The following is a 21,639-nucleotide window of genomic DNA, read 5'->3' on the forward strand; positions in this document are numbered from 1 at the left end:
GTAGGAGTGAGCCTGCTCGCGATGGCGTCAGCACAAACACTCTCGCCGCCAAGCCAAACGCTACCAACGCATCCGCACCCCAAGACTGCCAATGATCCCGTTCAAATCATTGTCATCGACATCACTGCTGTAATCGGCACTGACATACAGACTCACTGCCGGCGTCACCCGCGCCACCAGGCCCAAGCCCAATTCAACGGTAGATGACTTGCGGCTGCTGCTGATCTTGTCGACCTGATCCAGTGTCACGGTATTGCCGGTGTACACCGTGTGCCAGAGGTTGGTGCGCACATAGGGCTCGACCGGCAGGCCGTTCAAATCGTAACTGCCTTTCAAGCGTGCGCCGACACGACCGCTCCATGCCGTCAGATCGGCGGAAGAGGCATTGCCCGAGCCGGCGTAGGGCGTGTCGAGGGTGATGCGTTGATTGATCAGTTGCGCCTGCGGTTCGACCACCCAGTTTTCACTCAGGCCGATCGGATAACCGCCTTCGACCGAAAAAGTCATGGCGCTGCCTTCGGTGGCTTGCCGCGCGCCTTGGCCGTTGCGGCTAAAGCCACTGACCCGGCCACCGCTGGCGGATAAATCGACGTGCCAACCCTGCGCGCCGATCAGGCTGTAATAGGCGCCGAGGCTTTGGCCTTGCAGATTAAGCGTGTCACTGTTCGGGTCTGCCAAGGCGCGGCTGGTGATTGGCCCGTTGCCATTGGCTTGAATCTGGTTGAGACCGCCAATCAGGCCGATGGTCTGGGTATGGTTGCCACTTCGCAGCGTCAGCACAGCCGGGCCTTTGAAGTCGCCGCTGCCAGGCATCGCGTAACCCGACGACAACACATCGGTTTGTGCCTGACGGGCACTTCTGCCATACAGCTCATCCCAGGCCGACGGTGCGAGGTCTTCGGTGATCAGGCGCGTGCCCTGCAGGTCTGGACGTGGACTGAGGCGTTGCGGGCCTGGGGTAATGACCGTGGCGGGCAAAGTCATGACGGGAACGTCCGCGCGATACCACGGGGTCGTTTCATCCGACACAGGGCTGGCCTGCGCCTCCATGGATGAGCACAGCAGGATCGAACTCGACACTGTGCAGAAAGTGATTTTGATCTCGTGTGGGGTGATGGTGGGCGTTTTCATGGAGGTCTACCTTGCAGGCGCATGCGGTATCTCGAGTTTGGCGTCTCTCCTACCCCGAACGAGGGGCGACCGAATGGAGCGGGGCGAACCCTGACCGCTCGATTTTGCGAGTGTCCGAAGGCTCGTCCCGGGTAGTGATTCCGGGGGTAGTAAGGTAGAGATAAGAAGACTGGAAGGCGCCCGTCAAGAAATTGAACGATGAGCGGTAGTGGTAAAGCAGCGTTTGCAAGCGTTTGTTTTTCTGCACATAACTAAGTTGTTGTTTGCATGGTAAAACGCAGTGAAAGCCCCAGGGTAGAGAGGTTTAATTGCCGACGGAAGGTCTACCAGCTAATCCGCACACCCAGATTGCCTACCACGCCGCGCAGGTCATTGCTGTCAATATTGCTGGTGTAATCGGTACTGGCGTACACACTGACGGCGCGATCGAGGGTCAACACGACGCCCAGGCCAATGTCCGCTGTCGAGGATTTCTGTTCGGTGGTAATGACATCGCTGGTGCCGAATGTCACCGAGTCAGTTCCGGAAAACGTATGCCATAGATTGGCGCGCAGGTACGGTTCCACCGGCAAACCGCTGACTTGATAACGACCCTTGAGGCGCGCACCGAGACGGCCGGTCCAGGCACCGTCGGAATCGAACGAGACGCGTGAAATACCATCGTCCTGGCTGTCGAGGGAGATTTTCTGGTGGATGACCTGTGCCTGTGGCTCGATTACCCACGTATCACTGATCGGTAATGGAAAACCAGCTTCGGCCGACAAGGTCAGCGCGTGCCCACGATTGTCCAGTTTTACCCCGCGATCGGAATGGTTGTCGCCGTCGAAACGCGTGCCCATCACCACGGTGTCGACGTACCAGCCGTAGGGATCCGTGAGCGTCCAGTACAGGCCATAGCTGTCGCCTTCGAGTTTGATCTTGCCAGCGCTGTTGTGCTGGAAGCCCTCGTTGAAACCATCGACATCACCCTGCAAACGGCTGTGGCCGACAAAGAACCCCACGCGCTGGTGCTGGCCGCCGGAAGTCTGCGAGCTGAACAGATCGTTGCCGACCTGAAAGCCATTGAGTGAGCCGTCCAGACGCGGAGTCACCGTACCGGCCCAGGTCTGCTCGAGGTTCTTGCCGTAGACCCGGCCCCAACCGGCGCCAAATGCGCCGGTTTCGCTGAGCAGGCGCTGCTCGCCCTGACGATCATGAAACGTTCCCAGTGCATTCAGCGTCAGTTGCGCGGCAGCGGGCGGTAATACCGACCAGGTCGGTACTTCCGGGCGATACAGGGGAATTGGCGCGGCACCGGCCACGGCGGCAGGTAACACCGGCAGCGAGGCGATGGACAGCGCTTCGCCGGGCGCGCCGTCGAGCGGGGTGATGGCCGCCGCAATGGGCGTGGCCACGACTGGAACCAGGAGCGGCGGTAATGCCGGATCGGGATTGGGCACGCTCATCAATTGCGGTGCGACAACGGCTGAGCGCAGATACCAGTTATTCTCGGTGCCGGCGGTGACGCCCCCCTTGAACAGGTAGTAATCGTAAGCGCCGGCAGACACCGGGCCGCTGAGAGTAAACGCCGTATTGCTGCTGACAGCGCTGCCTTGTGCCTGCACCAGTTCAATGCCATTGACCTGAGTCAGTGCGCCCAGACCGCCGACGTTGCTGACACTGATGACCGTCGACCCGCCAAGGCTGCCGTTGTTGACGATCAGTCTGTCGCTTGCCGAATCATCACCAGCAACGGTGCTTTGCAGCAGTAACTGACCACGATTACCGACGTAGTTGCCTTGCACGGTCAGTGTGTCGTTGGTGCGGCTGTTGCCTTGTGTCAGGTCGATGATCCCGGCGTTGTTGAGCGTCACGTTTTGTCCCGCCAGCGCTGGCGCAACGCTGCCCTGAGTGGAAAACAGTGTGCTGCTGGCGTCGATGTTCAACGCGCCCGTGCCGGTTCCCGCGTCACCCAGCACCAGGCTGGACGAACCCAGATCAAGCTGCGAGGCATTGCTCAGGTTGACCGTTTCCCAATTGATAAGGCGCACAGGCAGGGCGGTGCGCGTGTTGTCCAGTGTCAACGTATCGGTACCGACGCCGCCATCAATGCTGGGCGTCAGCGCAAGAATGCTGTCGTCCAGATTACGCAGGGTGGCCGTGTCATTGCCGATGTCCATCAGAATCGCCGAGCGGATAATCCCGCCGCCGTCCCACATGAAAGCGTCATCACCGACGCTGGCGCGAATCTCGCCGACGATTTCCCCACCACTGACGGTGATGCTGTCGTTACCGCCGCTGACACTGATGTTGCCGCCGATGCGGCCGCCGGAAACGATGATCGTATCGGTGCCGAACCCGGTCACCAGATTGCCGAGAATCTGCCCGCCCGACAGGTTGAAAATATTGTTATCGAGTTTCATGTCGACCCGGCCGATCGTGCCGCCGGTCATGCGTGCGACATCACCGTCCTCGAAAGCGCCGACGATGGTGCCGCCGGTCATCAGGAACGTATCGCGGCTATCGCCTTGGGCCAGTGAACCGATAGACCCGCCATTGATGACGAAATCATCGACGCCGTTGCCCTGACTGACCGCGCCGGTGATCACGCCGGAATTGATCTCGACCCGGTCGGCACCTGCGCCGAAAATTACGCCGCCATTGATCTGGCCAGTGCTGTTGGCGGGGAGGGTCAGGCTGTTATTGCCGGCGAGATCCGTCAGTGAACTGCTGGTGCCGCTGTCACAGGTGAAGCTGTCATTGCCAGGCCCCGGCACCAGCGTGCAGGCCGCTGAAACGGGTTGGAGGGTCAATAACAGCAAGGAAGCGGGCAGGAACAAAACGTGCGGTAGTGTCCGCAGAGGCGTGGAGTAGCGCGGCATGGTCATTCCCTACGGCAAATTCGGGGGGAATTCATCCTTGGGTATGCCATGGGTCCGGCATCGTTTACAGCTGATGCCTTACATCAACTCCATGACCTAACAGATTGAATGCGCTACTCCCTGAGCTGATTTAGGTGTAGATGGTTTTCCTCGCGGTTCAAGCGGGGCTGACAGACGGTCTTGTCAGAATCGCGCTTACAAATGCACTTCCACCGCCAGCGGCAAGTGATCGGAGAGATGCGTCCACGGCTTGTTGCCGAGGATCCGGGGATCATGACTGCTGGCATTGCGCAGGTAGATACGGTCCAGTCGCAACAGTGGAAAGCGTGCCGGATAAGTCTTGGCCGGGCGCCCGTGATGCCGCTCGAAGGCTTCGTGCAGATAGTCGCGACGGGCGAGGGCGACGTTGCCCTGAAGTTGCCAGTCGTTGAAGTCACCGGCAATGATCACAGGGGCGTCGTCGGGCAGCGATTCGAGCAGTTGGCAAAGCAGCTGCAGCTGCAATTGCCGATGACTTTCGAGCAGGCTTAAATGCACGCAGATCGCATGCACTTCGGCATGCCCCGGTACATCGAGCACGCAGTGCAACAGGCCGCGCCGTTCGGGTCCGGTGATCGAGACATCGAGGTTGCGGTATTCACGGATCGGGTATTTCGACAACAGCGCATTGCCGTGGTGGCCGTCGGGGTAGACGGCATTGCGTCCGTAGGCGAAATCGCTCCACATGCTGTCGGCGAGAAACTCGTACTGCGAGGTTTGCGGCCATTCGTTGTAGCGGCTGGAATGACGCTCGTGTTCACCGACCACTTCCTGCAAGAACACCAGATCGGCCGAGGTACTGCGCACCGCTTCACGCAGTTCCGGAAGGATGAAGCGCCGATTCAGCGCGGTAAAACCTTTGTGGGTGTTGACCGTCAGCACCCTGAGACGATGGATGACGGGCGCGTCGACTACATGACGCTCGGGATCGCTGGACACGGTGACTCCTCTGGATAGCGGTCGGCTTATTCATGCGACTGATGGGGAGGGGCGGCAGTTCCTTCTGCTTGGGGGCGCCATTCATCTGTAGGAGCTGTCGAGTGAAACGAGGCTGCGATCTTTTGCTTCTGCTTCTGCAGATCAAGATCAAAAGATCACAGCCTTCGGCAGCTCCTCCAAGGTACTTGTCAGACGAAGACGATTTCGTAGGGCAAACGCATCCTCTCAAGAATCACCGGCGGCAACATTGGCGCGATGCCGATGGCCGGCTCACCCTTCAGCTGGCTGGCATAAGCATGGGTGGCGTGGCTCTTGCGGGCGACGGTCCAGGTGTCGAGGCGCAGCTTGCGCGCGCGCTGCCAGGGGATCAGCGCGTGATCGCGTTCCGGCCAGTGCCAGGCCCAGACCGGCACGTCGTGATAGCTGGCGCCAGCCAGCTCGGCAGCCTTGGCACTGGCGCGGCCGACGACTTCATGGTCGTCATTGCTGTCCTCGCGCCAGGTACTGAACACCACGTCGCCGGGGCGCAGGTAGCGGCCGATGAAGTCGGTCAGCTGGCGTTCCTGATCCAGCAGCGCGTTATCGGTGAAACCACCGCGTACCCACTTCAAACTGTGCATGGGCAAGCCCAGGCGCCGCAGGGCTTCGACACTTTCCTGCGGACGGAACACGCTCAGGCGTTTCTCCGACCATTGACGTGAACCGGGGTGGCTGGCGCTGCCGTCGGTGATCGACAGCAGTTGCAACGGATGGCCGAGGCTGGCGAGCAATTGCAGAAGGCCGCCGCAAGTCACCACTTCATCACCGGGATGCGGGGCGATCACCACGGCGCGCGCGCCAGGGGGAACCAGGCTTTGGGTGGCGATGACCGGAATATTGTCGAGTTGCGCGGCGCTGTTCCAGATCTGCCCGTTCGGGCTGTTTTCGCTGAGAAATAACGGTTTCATGGGGAATGACGTCCTTGTTGAGTCTGGCCCTCAGTCGTGCTTGCAACCTCGATGGTTGTCGCGAACGACCCGTGAAGGCGGGGTAAATGCCATGCGACGCTCCGAACCCTGGATTGCCGCGCAGCAGAGTATTGCTCATGAAGTACAGTTCGTCGCGTTACAGATCAATCTGATCCGGATTTATTTGTCAAAGCTGTGCCAGATTTCGCAGGTAGTCGCCAAATCCGCCACGGGCGCGGCTGTCGAGGCGGGCGCTGGTATGCACTCGCGGGCGATGGCTCCAGGCGATGTCGGCACCGGACAATTGCAGTTGCCGGACCAACTGCACATCTTCATCGCACACCAGCGGCGGGAAGCCTCCGGCCCAGCGATAGGCGTCGGCGCTGATGCCGAGGTTGGCACCGTGGATGTGCCGATGGTCATCGCGGGCCTGATACTGGCTGTGATAGCGAATTTGCGCGGCTTCGGCGAACGACTCAGGCCAGTGTTCGACCGTCACGGTGCCACACACCGCGTCTGCCCCCAGGCCCAGTTGCGCCACCAGCCAATCGTCGGCCACGCGACTGTCGGCATCCGAGCAGGAGATCCAGCGGGCACCGCGCTCCAGCAGAACCTGCGCCCCGGCGGCACGCGCCTGACCGACATTGCGCGCCTCAATGTGCAGGCTCTGCACCGGGTAACGGCTGACAATCTGCGCCGAGCGATCGGTGCAACTGTCGAGCACCACCAACACCTCGACCCGCTCACCAGCCAGCAGTCCGTGCCTGCTGGCGCGCATCGCTGCGCTCAGGCAATCGTCGAGCAGCGCCTCTTCGTTGTGCGCCGGGATCAGGATGCCGATCATCGCAAACCCTCCAGTGCCGCCACTGAACGTGGCTCGCGGCTCCACACCTCAAGAATGAAATCGGCTTCCTGATGCAGCGCCAGTCGCGGCAGATGCAATTGTTCGTGGATCAGGTCGTGTACCTGTCGCGCATTCAGCGGGCAGTCATCGATCGGCGGCCGCCAGTGGCAGGCGAGCAATTGACCGTCAGCGGTCAGGCTGTGACTGATCCGACGGATCACTTCTGTCAGATCCTTGCTGTCGAGGTAGTAGCCGATTTCGCTAAATACGATCAGGTCGAATTTTTCTTCCGGCCAGTCGTCCGGCAAGCGGTTTTGCCGGACTTCGGCGTGATCGAACAGGCTTAGTCGGGTACGCGCCAGACTGACGGCCGCACTCGCCGTGTCGCAACACAGCAGACGGTCGCAACGGCCTGCCAACTCGGCGCTCAATTCACCATTGGCGCAGCCCGGTTCGAAAATCGCCCGATAGTGCGCACGCGGCAGGGCGGCGAGAGTGATTGCGCGTTTGCGCTGCTCGTACCAGCGCTGGCGAAACGCCCACGGATCATCGTTGCCGGCAAACAGCCCTTCGAAATAGCGGTCTTCGACGCTCACAAGAACACCACTTCGAACGGTTGCAGCAGCCGGTCCAACACGTAAGGCGCAAGCACCGGCGCCAGTCCGGATTCGGCGTCGCCCTCCAATTGGCTGGTGAAAGCGTGCACGGCGTGACGCTTGCGCGCGATTTGCTCGGGAGACAGGAGAATCTTGCGCGCCCGCTGCCATGGCACCAAAGCGTCTTCCGGCGTTGCCCAGTGCCAGGTCCATACCGGCAGTTCGTGGCAGGTCGCACCGACAAGCCGCGCCGCTTCGGTACTGGCGCGGCCGACGGCTTCATGGTCGCAATGGCCATCTTCGCTCCAGGTGGTGAAGAGCACATCGTTGGCGCGCAGATGCCGCTGGATGAAGGCGCGCAAGGCGGGTTCTTCAGCGGCCACCTGTGTGTCAGTGAAACCCGCGCGCAGCCACTTCAAACGATGCATCGGCAGGCCGAGACGGCGCAGGGCCTCGGCGGACTCCTGCGCACGCACCACGCTCAGCCGTGCCACCGGCCAGCGCGCGGAGCCGGGATGGCTGGCACTGCCATCGGTGACCGAGATCAGTTGCAGCTCACGCCCGGCAGCGGCAAGCCGTTGCAGAAAACCGCCGCAGCCGAGCACTTCATCGTCTGGATGCGGCGCGACAATCACCGCGCGTGAGCCAGGCGGCACCAGACTAAGGATGTCGATGCTGTCGAGCTCCGCCAGATGTCGTGAGCTTTGCCATTGATGCAGGGATGTTCCCTGGCCGACGATTGGATTGGTTCTCATAGCGTCCATACCTCATCCGATTGCGCGGTGATCAGTTGGCCGAGGGCGGCGAGATCGCGTTCGGCGTGGCTTTGCCGCAGAAACACCGGCAGATCGGCGATCAACCGGGCGAAATGCCGGTCTTTGCAAAAAGGCCCGGCACCCAGGGCTCGGCCCACTTCGCGCATCACCTGTTCGGCCGATTGCTCGACCACCGCGCGGGCCCGCCGCGCGAGCAATTCGGCGTCGTCCTCGGGATGGGCATCGATGTGCAGTGCGCTGAAGCGCAAGACGTCAGCGCCAGCCTGCAAAGCCGTGTCGACCGCGCCGAGATGGGCGAGGGCGTGGGCTTCTTCGCGTCGCGCGCAGTGTTGGCGCAGACTTTCGCCAAGCTGCCGTGCGGCACCGTACCAGCAGGCAGCGATGCCGATCCCGCCCTGCCAGAAACCCGGGCGTTGCAGATAGTCGCCAGGGTTGCCGATCGCCTGTGCTTCGGCGCCTTCGAACACCACTTCGACGCTGCCGGTCGCCGCCATGCCCACCGCTTGCCAACCCTGATCGGTGATGGTCACGCCCGGTTGATCGAGGGCGACGGCGACCAGTTGTTGCTGATCGTCAGCGTCCCACGCGGTCAGCAGGGCATGGCTGAGCACCGCCGCGCCAGAACACCAGGCCTTGCGCCCGTGCAGGGCGACCATGTGCCCGGCCGCCGAAACCTTGACCCGAGCCTGCGGCGGCTCCGCAGCCCACATGCCCCACGTACTGCCGGGCGTCGGCGAACCGCCCAGTTGCTCGATGATCGCCAGTGCGTCGGTGTGCCCCTCGAAGAGTTTGCACAGGCCCAGATCATGCCCGCCGACATCGGCCAAGTGCTGAAAACGTTCCAGGGTGCGACCGCTGCCGGGTAGCGGCAAACGGTCATGCCCGGCCTCGACCATCGCCCGCAGGCAACTGCCGAGGGCGGTGGTATTGGCGTAGTCCGGCGGGCGCCGGGCGAGATAGCTGTGCAAGTCCATATCAATCTTCTTCTTCGTGTTGCAGCTCGAACAGCAGCAGTGAGCGCCCGGTGACGGAATATTCATGACCGAAATCGAAACGTTCCTGACCGCGAATCGACGGCTGATTGGTGTCGATCATGCACGTCCAGAAACCGCCGTCAGGCACTTGCGGCAAGGTGAAATTGACGATGTCGTGGTGCGCGTTGACCACCAGCAGCAGCGTCGCGTCGCCACCTTTGCGGCGAATCCCGGTTTCCTGCGCGCGACCATCGAGCAACATGCCGAGGCAGCGATTGTGTGCGTCATGCCAATGCTCGGTGGTCATCTCGGTGGCGTCCGGCGCCAGCCAGGTGACGTCCTTGACGCCGATGTCTTCGTTGTATTCGCCCACCAGAAAGCGCCCGCGTCGCAGAATCGGATAGGCCAGACGCAACTTGATCAGACGTTTGACGAATTTCAGCAGCGCCTTGCCATCCTCGCTCAGGTCCCAGTTGACCCAACCGATCTCGCTGTCCTGGCAATAGGCGTTGTTGTTGCCGTCCTGGGTGCGGGCGAATTCATCGCCGGCGACGATCATCGGTGTGCCCTGAGAGAGCAGCAGGGTTGCGAAGAAATTGCGCATCTGGCGATGGCGCAGCGCGTTGATCTCGGGATCGTCGGTCGGCCCTTCGACGCCGTGGTTCCACGATAGATTGTTGTTGCTGCCGTCCTGATTGTTCTCGTCGTTGGCTTCGTTGTGCTTGTCGTTGTACGAAACCAGATCGTTGAGGGTGAAACCGTCGTGCGCGGTGATGAAGTTCACCGACGAATACGGCCGGCGTCCACGCTGATTGAACATCTCGCCAGAGGCGGTCATGCGACTGGCGAAGTCTGCAACCTGACCGTCATCACCTTTCCAGAACGCGCGCACGGTGTCGCGGAACTTGTCGTTCCACTCGACCCAGCCCGGCGGGAAGTTGCCGACCTGATAGCCACCGGGGCCACAGTCCCACGGCTCGGCGATCATTTTCACCTGACGCAGCACCGGGTCCTGACGGCAGGCCACGAGGAAGCTGTGACGCTCGTCAAAACCGTCGTGATAGCGGCCGAGAATCGTCGCCAGGTCGAAGCGGAAACCGTCGACGTGCATTTCCGTGGCCCAGTAACGCAGCGAGTCGGTGACCATTTGCAGCACGCACGGGTGGCTCAGATCCAGCGTGTTGCCAGTGCCGGAATCGTTGATATAGAAGCGCTTGTCGTCGGGCATCAAGCGGTAGTAGGAGGCGTTGTCGATGCCGCGCATCGACAGGGTCGGGCCTTGCTCGTTGCCCTCGGCGGTGTGGTTGTAGACCACGTCGAGAATCACTTCGAGGTTGGCTTCGTGCAGGTGCGCGACCATTTCCTTGAACTCGGCGATCTTGCCGCTGGCCAGGTAGCGCGGGTCGGGGGCAAAGAACGCGATGCTGTTGTAGCCCCAGTAATTGGTCATGCCTTTGTGCAGCAGATGCTGGTCGTTGACGAAGGCGTGAATCGGCAGCAACTCGACCGACGAAACGCCGACGCTGCGAATGTGTTTGAGTACATCGTCATTCATCAGACCGGCAAAGGTGCCGCGCACGTTTTCCGGCACCGAGGGGTGACGCATGCTGATGCCGCGCACGTGGGTTTCGTAAATGATGGTTTTGTCCCACGGCACACTGACACGCTGGTCGTTGCCCCAGGTGTGTGCGGGGTCGATGACTTTGCATTTGGGCACGAAAGGCGCGCTGTCGCGTTCATCGAAACTCAGGTCGGCATCGGGATGGCCGATGGTGTAGCCAAACAGTGCCTCGGACCATTTGAGCTGGCCGACCAATTGTTTGGCGTAGGGGTCGATGAGCAACTTGTTGTGGTTGAAGCGGTGGCCGTTGGCCGGGTCGTACGGGCCGTAGACACGGTAGCCGTAGATCAGCCCCGGATGCGCATCGGGCAGGTAGCCGTGGTAGATCTCGTCGGTGTATTCCGGCAGTTCGATGCGTTCGAGTTCGACTTCGCCGGCATCGTCGAAGATGCACAGTTCGACTTTGGTGGCGTTGGCGGAAAACAGCGCGAAGTTGACCCCCAACCCATCCCAGGTCGCACCAAGCGGGAAGGGCAGGCCTTCACGGATTCTCGACGGCTCGGCGTGCGCGGTGGGCTCGGGTTTGTTTGGACGGGTCATGATTGCTCCTGCAAAACGGGTAATTTCTGGGCTTACACATCCCCGTGCAGGAGTGAGCCTGCTCGCGATAGCGGTCTATCAGGCGACATCGATGTTGAATGTCAAATCGCTATCGCGAGCAGGCTCACTCCTACAGGGGATTGGTGGGTTTCTTGAGGACGAACGCGTCCTCGGTGGCGAGCGAGCCCGCCACACGGTCATTCAGTTCAATCGTCGTTAAAGCTTTAGATCGCCGAAGGCTTGCGCGGCGCTCGGGGCTTTTTCTCGGCGGCTTTTTCGCCCGGGGGAATCACTTTGGCGGCGCTGGCGGGCTTGGCTTTCAACGCAGGTTTCGGTTTGGCGGCCGGCGCCTTGGTTTCGGCAGTCTTGCCAGCGGTTTTGCTGCCAGCCGCTTTCGGTGGCTTTTTCGGGGCCAGCGCCTCGGCTTCGGCCAGTTTGCGCGCCATCTCCCAGTGGCGTTCTTCCTGACCGTCGGGCTGACCTTCCGATTCCCAGATCTGATAGGCGAATTCGCGAATGCGTTTATCGTCGGTACTCATCGCAATGCTCCTGAACTGAACTCATGCTTACGTTAAGTGTTGGATAAAGAGATTGACCGGGACATCCCCCAGCGCGTCGCTGATATTCAGCTCCCTGTTTTTTGTGACTGCGCTGCTTGAAAAAAGTCCCTTCAGGTTTGTGTCAGAGGCGGCGAACGGTAAAACCACCCGCGTATCGCCCCAGCGCAGCGCATCGACCTGAGGTACAGCACCGTTTTCCAGCAGCGTGGCGCAACGGATCGGCACGATCACGATGGCCTGCTTCCCCTCGTGCTCGCGGGCAAACGCGAGCACGTTGTGCGCCTGACTGCCGAGCACTTCCAGGGCTTGGTAGCTGCCACGCCGAAACAGCTCGGCATGCTCGACGCGCAGGTTCAGCACCTGGGCGATCAAGGCTTGTTTGATACGCCCGTCACGCCAGTTCGCCAGCAACTCCACAGGTGGCAATGGCTCCTGCAAGGCTCGCTCGCGAGCGGCGTAATCCACTGGCCGGCGATTGTCCGGATCGACCAGGCTGAAATCCCAGAACTCGTTGCCCTGATACAGATCCGGCACCCCCGGCACGGTCATGCGCAGCAAGGTTTGCGCCAAACCATTGAGCGCGCCGGCAGCGGCGATGCTGTTGACGGTCTTGCTCAGCGCGGCGCGCAGCAGTTCACCTTCTTCTCCGGTAAGGAGTTTTTCGGTGAACGCTTGCGCGGCGTTTTCATAGGCTTCGTTCGGCGCACTCCAACTGCTTTGCAGCTTGGCTTCACGCAACGCCTTCTGCTGCCATTGCCAGATACGTTTGGCGTAGTCGGCGAACCCGGCCTGATCGTCATCGCGCAGTTGCAGCGGCCAACTGCCGAGCAAGGCTTGATAGAGGATCAGTTCATCGCCACTCGACGGCATTTGCTCGTCAACCCGCACCGGGCGGGCGAGGGCGCGCCACAATTCGATCTGCTCCGCGTACCAATGGCTGCGCTCGCTGAGCACGGCCAGCCGCGCACGGGTGTCTTCGCCGCGTTTATGGTCGTGGGTGGCGGTGGCCAGCAGGTTGTCGGGAAATTCATCCAACCGTTGCTGATTGACCGCATGAAAGTCGCTGACCGGCGCGCTGAACTGCTCGGTGTTGTAGCCGACATCGTTACGCGACAGCAGCACGGCCGAGCGATACAGCGCGGTGTCCTCCACGGCTTTGGCCGCTGCCGGTGAGGTCAGTTGCTGAAAGCGTACGCAGGCATGCTTGAGAATCTTCCGTGAACGCCCGCGCGGTTTGCGCCGCCACGGCGTGCCACCGAGCCAACTCGCCACGCAGTCGAGCACCGGCCAGTCGCCTTCGCTGAGGGTTTGCCGGGCACCGTCCATGGCCTGCTGGAAAAACCCCTCGTCCTGCGCCGAGCGGCCCATGGCGCTGATGTAAGTGCGATACACCGGGAAGTGCACGATCAATGCCTGCAACACCCGGCGGATCGCGCCCAGCGTCAGGTCGCGGGTCATCAGGTCATCGCGGGCGACTTGCAGCAGGGCCTGAGCGACGCTTTCGCAGTCACTGGCGAGCGAGCCGTTGAGGATCTGCTGACGCGCCAGTTGCGCTTCTTCGATGAACGCGGCGGGGCGTTCGGTGCGGCGTTGCCAGAGATCACCGAGGACGTATTCGCCGTCCGGATCGTGTTGCAGCAGCGATAGTTGATTCATGAACTCGTAACCGGTGGTGCCATCCACCGTCCAGTCGCGGCGCGGGGTTTCACCGGCGCCGAGGATCTTCTCGACGTAGATCGGCAAGTGCCTGCCCGGTGCCAGCCGATCGACGCGCCGGCGCAGTTTGCGGCAGTAGCCGCGCGGGTCGGCGAGGCCGTCGATGTGGTCGATGCGCAAGCCGTCGACCAGCCCTTCGGCGATCAACTGGAAGATCTTGCCGTGGGTGGCTTCAAACACCGCGGGGCGTTCGACGCGCAGCCCGCCAAGTTCGTTGATGTCGAAAAAACGCCGCCAGTTGATGTCATCTGCGGCGGTGCGCCAACTGGCGAGGCGATAGCTTTGCCGTTCGAGCAATTGATGCAACTGCTGGAAGCCTTCTGCCGTGGTCGAGTCGTAATGCTCAAGGTTGCGCTGAATCGCGGCAAGGATCTGCGGGTCGCGCGCCAGTTGCCGCAACTCGTCCTTCAGCGGGATCGCCAACGCATGCGCATCGGTCTGGTAACTCAGCGTGCTGAAGCGATCCGCGAGGGGTTTCAGCGCTTCCGCGGACTTCAGCAACTCGCCGTAATCGTTCGGGCAGATCGGGAAGTGATGATCATAATGCTCGACATGGAAACTGCCTGTCTGCGCATTGAAACGCAGTTTCAGCGTGCCTTCCTGCAACGCGACCCCGTAATCGCTGCCAAGAAACGGCAGCAACAACTGGCCTTCCATTAACGGGTCGGGCGAGTGCCACTGAATGTCGAAGAACTCGCCATAAGGGCTCAGCCGCCCCCACTCCAACAGGTCGAGCCACCACGGATTGTCGCTGCCGCCGACGGCCATGTGATTGGAGACAATATCGAGGATCAGCCCCATGTTGTGTTCGCGCAGGGTGCTGACCAAACGCCGCAACGCCGCTTCGCCGCCGAGCTCCGGGTTGACCTGGGTCGGATCGACCACGTCGTAGCCGTGCATCGAGCCGGCACGCGCGGCGAGTAGCGGCGAGGCATAAATGTGGCTGATGCCGAGCCGGGCAAAGTACGGCACCAGTGGCACCGCTTGTTCGAGGGTGAAGCCTTTATGAAACTGCAGACGCAACGTCGCGCGCAGTGGCTGGATGAGCGCTTGGTTCATTGGTCACGCTCGGCCGCCTGAAGGCGCGCGCACGCCAGCAACTCAAGCCGTCGCGCAGCGTCGTCGCTATCGAGCAACGCTTCGCTGGTACCGGGCAAGCGCCGCGACCAGTTCGGGTGTGTGTCGATGGTACCGGGCAGGTTCGCCTGTTCGTTGATACCCAGCGCGTCTTCCAGTGGCAGCAACACCAAGGGGGCGCGGGTATGGCCAAGGAAGCGCACAGCGGCATCGACTACTTGATCGGCCTCGTGGGATTCCTCGCGAAAGTTTTGCGGGTCCTGGCTCAAGGCGCTGCGCAAGCCTTCGCGCTCACGCTGGCGATGATGGCGCCATTCGATCTCACCGTTGGCATCGACAAAATCCAGTCGCGCGTTCCAGTCGATATCGCGGCCATGCCACCAGCCATTGAGTGTTGGCAGGTCGTGGGTGCTGGTGGTAGCGAGGGCGTTGTCCGGCCAGTCGAGGATGGGCTTGAAGTGACAGTTGTCCTGTTCGAACAGCAGCACGCGCATGCCGAGCATCGAGCGGGCGATGAGTTTCTCGCGCAGGCCATCGGGCACGGTGCCGAGGTCCTCACCGAGGACAATCGCCTGATGACGATGGGATTCGAGGGTCAGCAGCCGCAGCAGGTCATCCACCGGGTAGTACAGATAAGCGCCGTCGGCCGGCACCGCGCCATTGGGAATCACCCACAGGCGTTGCAGGCCCATCACATGGTCGATGCGCAAGCCCCCAGCGTGGGCGAAATTGGCCCGGAGCATGTCGATGAACGCGCGAAAGCCATTACGGATCAGGCCTTCGGGGGAGAACGCGGAAATGCCCCAGCCCTGACCGGAGCGGTTGAGGATATCGGGCGGCGCACCGACGGTCAGCGAGGCGAGTAGTTCGTCCTGAAAGCTCCAGGCCTGGCTGCCGGCGCCATCGGCCCCGACCGCCAGATCGGCGATCAGACCAATGCCCATGCCGGCGCTGCGTGCGGCGGTTTGCGCACGTTCCAGGCAGCGGTGGATCAGCCATTGGCAAAAAGCGAAATAGCCGATGCGCTCGGCATATTCTTCGGCGAAGGCTTCCAGCGCGGCACCGCGCGGGTCGTGCCAGTGTTCCGGCCATTGCCGCCAGTCGAGGTTCTCGCCACGGGCGGCGCGCATTTCCTGAATCGCTTCGAAACGGCAGTGGTTTTCCAATGCTTCGCCACCGGCGTGACGGAAACTGGCGAAGTCCGGGTGCAGCGGATGCTCACCGGCGATGAAACCTTCATACAACGCTTGCAGGAGTTTCTGCTTGGCGTCGGCGGCGCTCGGCCAGTCGATCAGCGTCAGGTCTTCCAGTTGCGCGAACTGCTCGGCCAGGCCGGCCGCGTCGATCGCATCACGCAAGGCGCGCTCACCGAGAATGGTCCCGGGTGCTGCGTAAAGAGAATTGAGGAACAACCGACTGGATGGCGAATAAGGGCTGTAGCGTCCGTTATCGGCGTTGAACATGGCGTGCAGCGGGCTGATCGCCACCGCATCGGCGCCGCGCTCACCGGCCACGCGCACCAGGTCTTCCAGCGCCTGAGTATCGCCGAATCCGCCGTCACCGGGGCGGCGCAGCGAATACAGCTGCGCACTCAGACCCCAGACGCGGGGAATCGGATTATCCACTGCATCGCCGACGCTGAAGCAGCGCTCCGGGGCCACGGCCAAGGTGAAATACTGATCGCTGATGTGCACCTGTTGATAGCCGACCGGGATCAGCCCCGGCAATATCGCTTCGGAATCGAGTTTCAGATTCAGCCGCGAGCCGTCTTCAAGGTGGATTTCACAAGGCGTTTGCGGGGCGAAATAACGCGCCAGATCGACGCCGACACCGACATCGGCGGTCAACAACGGCGGCAAGTGGCGATCTTGTTGAACGGCTTGCAGTTCCAACAGGCTGGCGTCGATTTCCTGCGCCGTGCTGGCGGGGTGACCGAGGCCGATCAGGACATTGCGCAGCACCGCCGGAGCGACTTTTTGCGGGCGGCCGTTGGCGTCGATCCAGTCGACGGCAAGGCCGGCGCGGCTTGCAAGAATTTCCAGTTGCGCATCGCTCATAGGCGCTCTCCATTCAGAGGTTGCAAAGGGGTTGCGGCCGTGAGGCTGACAAGCGCGCAATACGCGGGCAGTACGCCCGATTCCGATAGATCGACGGTGGGTGGCTGTTGAAACAACCACACGGCCTCGGTCTGTGGAGGGTTGACCACTGGCGTGTCGCTGAGGTTCAGGTCAATTCGCAGCTCGCTGCCATTGCCCAGACGCCAGCGCGCACTGACCGCGCCATAACCGAGCATATGCGCGCCGAGCGCTTGCGTGCCGGACAGATGGGGAATGATGTATTGATGGCGAAATTGCAGGAGCTTTTGGTAGAGCGCGAGGGTTTCCTGCTGTTTTTCGCTGCCATGACCGACCAACCTTGGCTGTGAAGCGTGGAAGGTTTTTTCGCCATTCGGGTCGGGAATCTGCTCGCGCTTGTGCGGATCGGCGAAGGCGCTGAACGCGGCGAATTCATTGCGCCGACCCTCGCGCACCAGTTCCGCCAGTTCGCCGTGGTGACTGGTGAAAAACAGGAATGGCTGCTCGGCGGCGAACTCGTCACCCATGAACATCAGCGGAATCATCGGTGACAGCAGCAACAACACGGTCGCTGCCTGAACGGCGCGCGGATCGGCCAGATGATGCAGGCGCTCGCCGAACGCACGGTTACCGATCTGATCGTGGTTTTGCAGGAACAGCACGAACGCCGTGGAGGGCAGGTGTTCGCTGGGCTCGCCGCGCGGTTCGCCATGGCGGGTGATGTGGCCCTGGAAGACAAAACCCTGACTGAGGCAGCGCGCCAATTGTTCGGTGGGTTGTGCGGCATAGTCGGCGTAGTAGGCGTCGGTTTCGCCGGTGAGCAGCACGTGCAGGGCGTTATGGCCGTCGTCGTTCCACTGCGCGTCGTAGTCGTATTCGAGCAGGCTCGACTGGTTCAGTTCGTTTTCCACCGTCAGCCAGACATGCCGGCTCGGGTCGATCTGCGCGCGGATGCGCTGGGCCATTACCGTGAGGAAATCCGGGTCTTCGATGGCATGCACCGCGTCCAGGCGCAGACCGTCGAAGCGGTATTCGAGCAACCACATCAGGGCGTTTTCGATGAAAAATTCCCGCACTTCGTCGCGGCGGAAATCGATCGCCGCGCCCCACGGCGTGTGTTTGTCCTCGCGGAAAAAACCTTTGGCGTAACGATGGAGGTAATTGCCGTCGGGGCCGAAGTGGTTGTAAACCACATCGAGAATCACCGCCAGGCCGTGGCCGTGGGCGCTGTCGATAAGGTGTTTGAGTTGTTCCGGCGTGCCGTAGGAGGCTTGCGGGGCGTAGGGCAAAACACCGTCGTAGCCCCAATTGCGTTCGCCGGGAAACTGCGCCAGCGGCATCAGTTCGATGGCGGTGATGCCCAGGCCCGCAAGGCGCGCCAGATGTTGTTCGACTTCCGCGAATCCCCCGAGCGCACCGACGTGCAACTCGTAGATCACCGCTTCGCTCCACGGCCGACCGTGCCAGGCCGTGTGTCGCCATTGATAAGCCAGCGGATCGACCACCACGCTGTGACGGTCGAGGTCGCCGTCCTGCGCCCTGGAAGCCGGGTCGGGCACCTCCAGTTCACCGTCGATGTTATAGCGATAACGCGAACCCGCCGCACAGCGGGTCTTGATCACGAACCAGCCATCTGCCTGAGGCAGCATTGGCAGGGACTGGCCGTTGTCCAGCTCGACACTGACGTAAAACGCATCCGGCGCCCACAGTGCAAACTGCGTGTGTTCGGCGTCCAGCATGATCGCGCCGTGGGGCCAGGTTTCAGTAGACCGTAACGGCATCGTTGAAAACCTCCCTGGTTATTTGTGGTGCGCTTTACCCAGTGCCTTGGCCACCAGTTGCTCGTAGAGTTCGGCGTACGGTTCAACCGCTTTGCACCAGTTGAAAGGTGCCGCCATCGCCCGGCAACGCATGGCATTGAGCAGCTCTGGAAAGGCGAAGACCTTGAACGCACGGCTCAGGGCTTCTTGATAGCTCTCAGCAGTGGATTGGTCAAAGAGGAAGCCGGTGACGCCGTTTTCAATGGTGTCGGCCAGCCCGCCGGTGTTGCGCGCCACCGGCAGCGAGCCGAAGCGCTGGGCGTACATCTGGCTCAAACCACACGGCTCGTAACGCGATGGCATCAGCAGGAAATCGCTGCCGGCGAACATGCGGCGGGCGTCGGTTTCATTGAAGCCGATGCGCACGCCGATCTGCCCGGGAAAGCGCAGCGCCAGTTCACGCATGGCTTGCTCTTCTTCCGGCTCGCCGCGACCGATGATCGCGATCTGGCCACCGTTTTCAACGATGTACTCGGACACCGCGATCGTCAGGTCCAGACCTTTTTGATAGACCAGTCGCGACACCACGGCGAACAACGGGCCTTCGGAGTCATTCAATTCGAATAGTTCGCGCACATGCGCAGCGTTGACCGCTTTGCCTTCCCAGTCACCGATGGCAAACGGCGCGAACAGGTGCGGATCGGTGGCAGCATCCCAGCTCTCGTCGATGCCGTTGGGAATACCGCTGAGCAAGCCTTGCTGGGTCTTGGCAGCGAGAAAACCGTCGAGACCGCAGCCGAAATCCGGGGTGGTGATTTCCTGCGCGTAGGTCGCGCTGACCGTGGTGATGTGGCTCGAATAGGCCATGCCGGCCTTGAGGAACGACATCTTGCCGTAGAACTCCATGCCTTCCTGTTGCAGAGCATGGTTGGGAATGCCCAGCTCAGGGCAGGAGCCAAGACTGGTCACGCCTTGATACGCGAGGTTGTGAATGGTGAACAGGGTCGGCGTGCGCTGCCCGCGCCAGTGCATATAGGCAGGGGCCAGGCCGGCCGGCCAGTCATGGGCGTGCACCAGATCCGGGCACCAGTGAATTTGTGCGAGGTTGGCGGCGATGTCGGCAGCGGCCAGACCCAAACGGGCGAAACGAATGTGATTGTCCGGCCAGTCGCGGCCGTTGTTGGCGCCGTAGGGCGAGCCTTCGCGCTCGTAAAGTTCAGGGCAGATCAACACGTAGATCACCAGACCGTCCGGCATATCCATACGGCCGATCTTGCACGGCGGCAGCGCAGCGTGGCCACCGAGTTCGCCGATGATGTGGATCGGGTTCTCGCTGTGCATTACCTGCGGGTAACCGGGGATCAGCACGCGCACATCGTGCAGATGCGCCATGGCGCGGGGCAGGGCGGCGGAGACGTCACCCAGGCCACCGGTTTTCACCAGATCGGCGATTTCCGAAGTCACGAACAGCACTTTCTTTTTGTTCGGATTCTGGCTCGCTACCGGAGTCAGCGTCTTGGTGCCGGGGACGTTGATCTGTCGGCTGCCGGGAACACTGACGCTGCTCGATTCGCCAACTGACTGCTGAGCACGCTCTCCCTGAATATCCAATGCCGCACTGATCATATGTAACTCCCGTTTTGTTGATCTGATTCTTGTCTGGAACAAGTGATGTCCATGGCCACATCCTGTGGCCGGGCGCAAACGCGCCACGCATCGGTGAGCAAACGCTACCCAACACGCGCAAGCAGAATGGGTGTAGAGGCCATTGCAAGGATTGCACCAGTCGCTTTGGCCCTGCCTTTCAGATGACCCGCCGCTTTGCGCAAAAGTTTCGAGTTTTTTTCCGCAATGTGACTGGCAGGTCGTACCTCGAAAAAACCAGTCTAGGCCAGATCCTAGAGCGGGCCAGAGCAAATGGGTAAATTGTTCGACAATCGGTTGGCAGTCTGTGCAAACCGTACTTTGGCGGGGCAAACGCACCGACGAAGTGCAGGTTTTTTTGCGAGAGAGGGCCAAAACGGTGACTGGGCGGTCACGATTTTGTGCTAGTGGTCAGTGCGGTTGCACTGTTGTGGTGCGGGCAGTTTGTTGATGGGGTGACTGTTATGACGCTATCGCGAGCAGGCTCACTCCTACAGTTGAAATGCGATCCCCTGTAGGAGTGAGCCTGCTCGCGATAGCAATAGTGACTTCACCCTCTATTTGCAGAGAAGGGTCAGTTCAACAGGCGAACCGGCTCCCCAGCCGCCCAAGCCTGAATATCCTCGATCATCTGCGAAAAGAACTGCGCATAGTTCTGCCGACTGACATACCCGACATGCGGCGTCGCCAGTACGTTGTCCAGTGTGCGAAACGGGTGCATGGCCGGCAGCGGTTCCTGCTCGAATACGTCCAGCGCCGCCCCGGCGATCTGCTGTTTCTGCAAGGCCTTGATCAGCGCCGCTTCATCGACAATCGGCCCGCGCGCGGTGTTGACCAGCAGAGCCGTCGGTTTCATCCAGCCCAGCGCCTGCGCATCGACCAGCCCGCGACTGCGTTCGCTGAGCACCAGATGCACCGACAGTACGTCAGCCTGCTCGAACAGTTGCTGCTTGCTGACGTACGTCACGCCCACTTGTTCAGCTCGTTCTGCAGTGAGGTTTTCGCTCCAGGCAATCACCCGCATGCCGAACACTTGACCGAACTGCGCAACGCGATGGCCAATACTGCCGAGACCGAGAATGCCGAGGGTCTTGCCGTGCAGGTCGCCGCCCAGACCTTGCTGCCACGTGCCGGCGCGCAGGGCATTGGCTTCATTCACCAGGTTACGCGTGGCGGCCATGATCAGTGCCCAGGTCAATTCCGGCGCTGCATGTTTGTAGCTGTCAGTGCCACAGACCTTGACTCCGAGTCTGGCTGCCGCTGGCATGTCCAGCGCCGCATTGCGCATGCCGCCGGTGACCAGCAACTTGAGATTGGGCAGACGCTTGAGCAAATCTTCATCGAAACGCGTGCGCTCGCGCATCACACAGATCACCTGATACCGGCCGAGACGCTCGGCCAGTGTGGCGTTATCGGCCGGGTAATCATGTTCAAACGTCACTTCACCGAGGCTATCGAGCACTGACCAGTCGACCACATCGCGGGCCACGTCCTGCCAGTCATCGATTACTGCAATCTGCACCGCCATCAGCCTTACCT

General features: G+C 61.4%; 15 protein-coding genes. All 15 read right to left on the reverse strand.

What is annotated here, in order from left to right; genetic code table 11:
- Window positions 1–60: 60 nt before the first annotated feature.
- Entirely contained in the window at window positions 61–1,131 is a 1,071-nt protein-coding gene (locus tag AK821_RS19000; RefSeq protein ID WP_064391081.1) for an autotransporter domain-containing protein, read from the reverse strand.
- Between the two features lie 323 nt (window positions 1,132–1,454).
- Window positions 1,455–3,992, reverse strand: coding sequence for an autotransporter family protein (locus tag AK821_RS19005; RefSeq protein WP_064391168.1), 2,538 nt, complete (start codon window positions 3,990–3,992; stop codon window positions 1,455–1,457).
- Window positions 3,993–4,187: 195 nt separating this feature from the next.
- The gene (locus AK821_RS19010; RefSeq protein ID WP_064391082.1) at window positions 4,188–4,970 is read right to left on the reverse strand and encodes an endonuclease/exonuclease/phosphatase family protein; all 783 of its coding nucleotides are present in this window, start codon (window positions 4,968–4,970) and stop codon (window positions 4,188–4,190) included.
- Window positions 4,971–5,158: 188 nt separating this feature from the next.
- Complete coding sequence (locus tag AK821_RS19015) at window positions 5,159–5,917, reverse strand: PIG-L deacetylase family protein (protein WP_064391083.1); 759 nt, start codon at window positions 5,915–5,917, stop codon at window positions 5,159–5,161.
- Between the two features lie 187 nt (window positions 5,918–6,104).
- Window positions 6,105–6,761, reverse strand: a complete 657-nt coding sequence (locus AK821_RS19020; RefSeq protein WP_064391084.1) for a glycosyltransferase — start codon at window positions 6,759–6,761, stop codon at window positions 6,105–6,107.
- Window positions 6,758–7,357: an SAM-dependent methyltransferase gene (locus tag AK821_RS19025; RefSeq protein ID WP_064391085.1), complete on the reverse strand. Its 600-nt coding sequence runs from the start codon at window positions 7,355–7,357 to the stop codon at window positions 6,758–6,760. Before AK821_RS19025 ends, AK821_RS19020 begins: the two co-directional genes overlap by 4 nt.
- On the reverse strand, window positions 7,354–8,112 hold the full coding sequence (locus AK821_RS19030; RefSeq protein WP_064391086.1) for a PIG-L deacetylase family protein: 759 nt from the start codon (window positions 8,110–8,112) through the stop codon (window positions 7,354–7,356). Before AK821_RS19030 ends, AK821_RS19025 begins: the two co-directional genes overlap by 4 nt.
- Window positions 8,109–9,107 (reverse strand): acyl-CoA dehydrogenase family protein, encoded by a 999-nt coding sequence (locus AK821_RS19035; protein ID WP_064391087.1) that lies wholly within the window; start codon window positions 9,105–9,107, stop codon window positions 8,109–8,111. Before AK821_RS19035 ends, AK821_RS19030 begins: the two co-directional genes overlap by 4 nt.
- Before the next feature lies 1 nt (window position 9,108).
- Window positions 9,109–11,268, reverse strand: coding sequence for a glycogen debranching protein GlgX (glgX, locus tag AK821_RS19040; protein ID WP_064391088.1), 2,160 nt, complete (start codon window positions 11,266–11,268; stop codon window positions 9,109–9,111).
- A 224-nt stretch (window positions 11,269–11,492) separates the two neighbouring features.
- The gene (locus AK821_RS19045) at window positions 11,493–11,807 is read right to left on the reverse strand and encodes a DUF2934 domain-containing protein (protein ID WP_064391089.1); all 315 of its coding nucleotides are present in this window, start codon (window positions 11,805–11,807) and stop codon (window positions 11,493–11,495) included.
- 27 nt (window positions 11,808–11,834) lie between these two features.
- Window positions 11,835–14,603, reverse strand: a complete 2,769-nt coding sequence (locus AK821_RS19050; protein ID WP_064391090.1) for a malto-oligosyltrehalose synthase — start codon at window positions 14,601–14,603, stop codon at window positions 11,835–11,837.
- Window positions 14,600–16,678, reverse strand: coding sequence for a 4-alpha-glucanotransferase (malQ, locus tag AK821_RS19055; RefSeq protein WP_064391091.1), 2,079 nt, complete (start codon window positions 16,676–16,678; stop codon window positions 14,600–14,602). The genes AK821_RS19050 and malQ overlap by 4 nt, the downstream gene beginning before the upstream one ends.
- Window positions 16,675–18,477 carry a malto-oligosyltrehalose trehalohydrolase gene (gene treZ, locus AK821_RS19060; RefSeq protein ID WP_064391092.1) on the reverse strand — a complete coding sequence of 601 codons (1,803 nt, stop codon included), beginning with the start codon at window positions 18,475–18,477 and terminating at the stop codon, window positions 16,675–16,677. Before treZ ends, malQ begins: the two co-directional genes overlap by 4 nt.
- Window positions 18,478–18,495: 18 nt before the next feature.
- Window positions 18,496–20,082: a glycogen synthase GlgA gene (gene glgA / locus AK821_RS19065; RefSeq protein ID WP_064391093.1), complete on the reverse strand. Its 1,587-nt coding sequence runs from the start codon at window positions 20,080–20,082 to the stop codon at window positions 18,496–18,498.
- 592 nt (window positions 20,083–20,674) lie between these two features.
- On the reverse strand, window positions 20,675–21,628 hold the full coding sequence (locus tag AK821_RS19070; protein WP_064391094.1) for a D-2-hydroxyacid dehydrogenase family protein: 954 nt from the start codon (window positions 21,626–21,628) through the stop codon (window positions 20,675–20,677).
- Window positions 21,629–21,639: the final 11 nt, after the last annotated feature.

The organism is Pseudomonas sp. RIT-PI-r (assembly GCF_001297015.1).
Lineage (GTDB): Bacteria > Pseudomonadota > Gammaproteobacteria > Pseudomonadales > Pseudomonadaceae > Aquipseudomonas.

Coding starts and splice junctions, on each gene's coding strand:
- AK821_RS19000 (WP_064391081.1), bottom strand. CDS start 1,131: ATGAAAACGCCCACCATCACCCCACACGAGATCAAAATCACTTTCTGC.
- AK821_RS19005 (WP_064391168.1), bottom strand. CDS start 3,992: ATGCCGCGCTACTCCACGCCTCTGCGGACACTACCGCACGTTTTGTTC.
- AK821_RS19015 (WP_064391083.1), bottom strand. CDS start 5,917: ATGAAACCGTTATTTCTCAGCGAAAACAGCCCGAACGGGCAGATCTGG.
- AK821_RS19020 (WP_064391084.1), bottom strand. CDS start 6,761: ATGATCGGCATCCTGATCCCGGCGCACAACGAAGAGGCGCTGCTCGAC.
- AK821_RS19030 (WP_064391086.1), bottom strand. CDS start 8,112: ATGAGAACCAATCCAATCGTCGGCCAGGGAACATCCCTGCATCAATGG.
- AK821_RS19035 (WP_064391087.1), bottom strand. CDS start 9,107: ATGGACTTGCACAGCTATCTCGCCCGGCGCCCGCCGGACTACGCCAAT.
- glgX (WP_064391088.1), bottom strand. CDS start 11,268: ATGACCCGTCCAAACAAACCCGAGCCCACCGCGCACGCCGAGCCGTCG.
- AK821_RS19045 (WP_064391089.1), bottom strand. CDS start 11,807: ATGAGTACCGACGATAAACGCATTCGCGAATTCGCCTATCAGATCTGG.
- AK821_RS19050 (WP_064391090.1), bottom strand. CDS start 14,603: ATGAACCAAGCGCTCATCCAGCCACTGCGCGCGACGTTGCGTCTGCAG.
- malQ (WP_064391091.1), bottom strand. CDS start 16,678: ATGAGCGATGCGCAACTGGAAATTCTTGCAAGCCGCGCCGGCCTTGCC.
- treZ (WP_064391092.1), bottom strand. CDS start 18,477: ATGCCGTTACGGTCTACTGAAACCTGGCCCCACGGCGCGATCATGCTG.
- glgA (WP_064391093.1), bottom strand. CDS start 20,082: ATGATCAGTGCGGCATTGGATATTCAGGGAGAGCGTGCTCAGCAGTCA.
- AK821_RS19070 (WP_064391094.1), bottom strand. CDS start 21,628: ATGGCGGTGCAGATTGCAGTAATCGATGACTGGCAGGACGTGGCCCGC.